We start from the raw sequence: 2,350 nt of genomic DNA, 5'->3' as shown, positions 1-2,350 counted from the left end.
CCCTGGGCAACCTGGTGATGCTCTGCAAGGCCCACCACCGCCAGATCCACTCCACCGACTGGGTCGTGCGCCTGCGCGACGGGATCCCGGAGTTCGTTCCGCCGGTCTGGATCGACCCCGAGCAGAGACCACGAAGCCGTCCACGGACGTGGGACCTCGGGCGGGAACCCGAGAAGGCACGAGTCGTCGAGTTCGCGTAGCCGTCCGGCACGGCAGACCACGAACCCGCGGACCGGACGGCTGCCCCTGGCTGCCGTCGTTCAGCTCACCGTGCGGTTGAAGGCGTGACGGCGGTCGTCGCGGTACGCGCTCGGCAACCTTCAACATCGTGGTTCAGCGATACGGTCGAGGTGGTCACGCGCCCACCCGCAGCCCGGAAGGACCCCGCATGACCACCAGCGTGCCCACTCCCCTCGCCAGCGCGAACAGCGACGAACACGGGCCGCTGGCCCACGCCGTCGCCGCACGGATCGCCGACCTGCCGCACCCACCACGGCTGCTCGGGTTCGGGGAGCCGATGCACGGCGAGGAGGAGTTCGGCCTCCTGCGCAACGCCGTCTTCGCCGCCCTGGTCGAGCGCGCGGGCTTCACCTCGATCGCCCTGGAGAGCAGCGCCTGGCACGGCCGCGTCGTCGACGGGTACGTCGCAGGGGCCGAGGGCCCGGAGGACGAGGTCATGACCGCCGGCTTCACCCACGGCTTCGGCGCCTCCCCCGCCAACCGGGCGCTGGTCCGCTGGATGCGCGAGCAGAACCGGCACCGCACCGACACGCCACGCCTCCGGTTCGCGGGCTTCGACGCGGCCGTCGAGATGATGGCGGCGCCCAGCCCGCGCCCGGCCCTCCGACTGCTGCACGGCTTCCTGCGCGCCCACGTCGGCGACGAGGCCGACCTCCCTCCGTGGGACACGCTCGACCGGCTGCTCGGCGCCGACGAGCCGTGGGAGGACGCGGCCGCAGCGATGGACCCTGCCCGCTCGGTCGGCGGCGAGCCCCGGGTCCGCGACCTGCGTGCGATCACGGACGACCTGCGTCGGACCCTCCGCGGCGAGGCCCCGCGCCTGCGGCCGGTCGTCGATCCGGCCGTGTTCGAGGACGCCCTCCTCGCCGCTCGCACCGCCGCGGACCTGCTCGCCTACCACCAGGTCATGGCGCAGGACACCGAGCACCGCTGGGATCGCCTCGCCACCCTCCGCGACACGGCGATGGCGGACAACCTCGAGGCGATCGCGGTCCACGGCCCCACCCTCGTGTTCGCCCACAACCAGCATCTGCGCACCGGCACCACCGGGATGACGCTCGGCCCGATGACCCTTCGCTGGCAGCCCGCCGGGGCGCACCTCGCGGACCGGGTCGGCGACGGCTACCGCACCATCGCGTGCGTCCTCGGCGAGGCCCCCCAACACGGCATCCCGACGCCGCCGCCGGACACCGTCGAAGGCACCCTCCAGCGCGCCCTGCCGCCCGGGAACCACCTCCTGTCCGCGGCGGCGGTCCCGAGGCCCACCGCCCTCCGCACCTCCGCGAACCCGGCCTACTTCCCGGTCGACGACACCCTGCTCGCCGAGGTCGACGAGATCCTCTTCGTCCACGGCGTCGGCCCCCGCACGAGGCCACCCCACCCCGAACCCGGGGGTGTGCTGCGGTGATCGGGGCCCGGGCCGCGCCCGGGCGTCGCCGTCAGCACACGCACGTGCGGCGGCGAGGGACCCGCGCCGCGGGCCGGTGACCGCGCTCACTCCTTCGTGTGGAGCCCCGCGCCCGTCCCGACCGGCGGCCGTTGGACCCGATGACGCTCGCCGGCACCGCCGCCGCACGAGGAGGCGTGACGACGAGGTCCCCGGACGGACGAAGAGGAGCTCCTCATGCGCACGACGACTCGCGCCGCGCTGGTCGGTGCGGCTGTCCTGCCCCTCGCGGTGATCACGCCGGGCCTGGCGTTCGCCGGCGACGTTGGCTACGACGGCCACGCGGAGAAGGGCGGCCACAGCGAGAAGGCCGACAAGGACGGTCACGACGGCGATCACCACAAGGGTGATCACGACGGCCACCACAAGAAGCACAAGAAGCACGACAACTGCTGCGACGGCGCCCGCGGCCCCGCCCACGACGGCCCGCTCGGCCCGGGCGGCATCCCGCGCTCCCCGCTGCCCGCGCCGACCGGGGCGCCGGACGTGCTGGGGCCGATCCTGAGCGTGCTGAACCCCCCGGCCACGCCGACCGACGGGCCGGCGCCGACCGCCACCGAGGAGCCGGCCGTGGACCCGAGCGGCGAGTTCTCCATCCAGTAGGACCCGTCGGTCCCCGCGGGACCGCACGCCGGCGACGCCGGAGGCGCCCGAGCGGCCCTC

At 74.6% G+C, this 2,350-nt stretch carries 2 protein-coding genes and 1 pseudogene; all 3 read left to right on the top strand.

Features of this window, described 5'->3' with window-relative positions; genetic code table 11:
• Positions 1–200, top strand: a pseudogene (locus AB0B41_RS43080) (hypothetical protein); the annotation flags it as partial.
• A gap of 188 nt (positions 201–388) precedes the next feature.
• Positions 389–1,648 carry an erythromycin esterase family protein gene (locus AB0B41_RS43075; RefSeq protein ID WP_358213003.1) on the top strand — a complete coding sequence of 420 codons (1,260 nt, stop codon included), beginning with the start codon at positions 389–391 and terminating at the stop codon, positions 1,646–1,648.
• A 216-nt stretch (positions 1,649–1,864) separates the two neighbouring features.
• Complete coding sequence (locus AB0B41_RS43070) at positions 1,865–2,290, top strand: hypothetical protein (RefSeq protein WP_358213002.1); 426 nt, start codon at positions 1,865–1,867, stop codon at positions 2,288–2,290.
• The last annotated feature ends 60 nt before the right edge of the window (positions 2,291–2,350 follow it).

The organism is Pseudonocardia sp. NPDC049154 (assembly GCF_040648315.1).
GTDB lineage: Bacteria > Actinomycetota > Actinomycetes > Mycobacteriales > Pseudonocardiaceae > Pseudonocardia.
This window is presented reverse-complemented; position numbering and strand designations above follow the sequence as displayed.

Bases quoted from the DNA above. Each gene is read 5' to 3' on its own strand.
- AB0B41_RS43070 (WP_358213002.1), top strand. From the start codon at position 1,865: ATGCGCACGACGACTCGCGCCGCGCTGGTCGGTGCGGCTGTCCTGCCC.
- AB0B41_RS43075 (WP_358213003.1), top strand. From the start codon at position 389: ATGACCACCAGCGTGCCCACTCCCCTCGCCAGCGCGAACAGCGACGAA.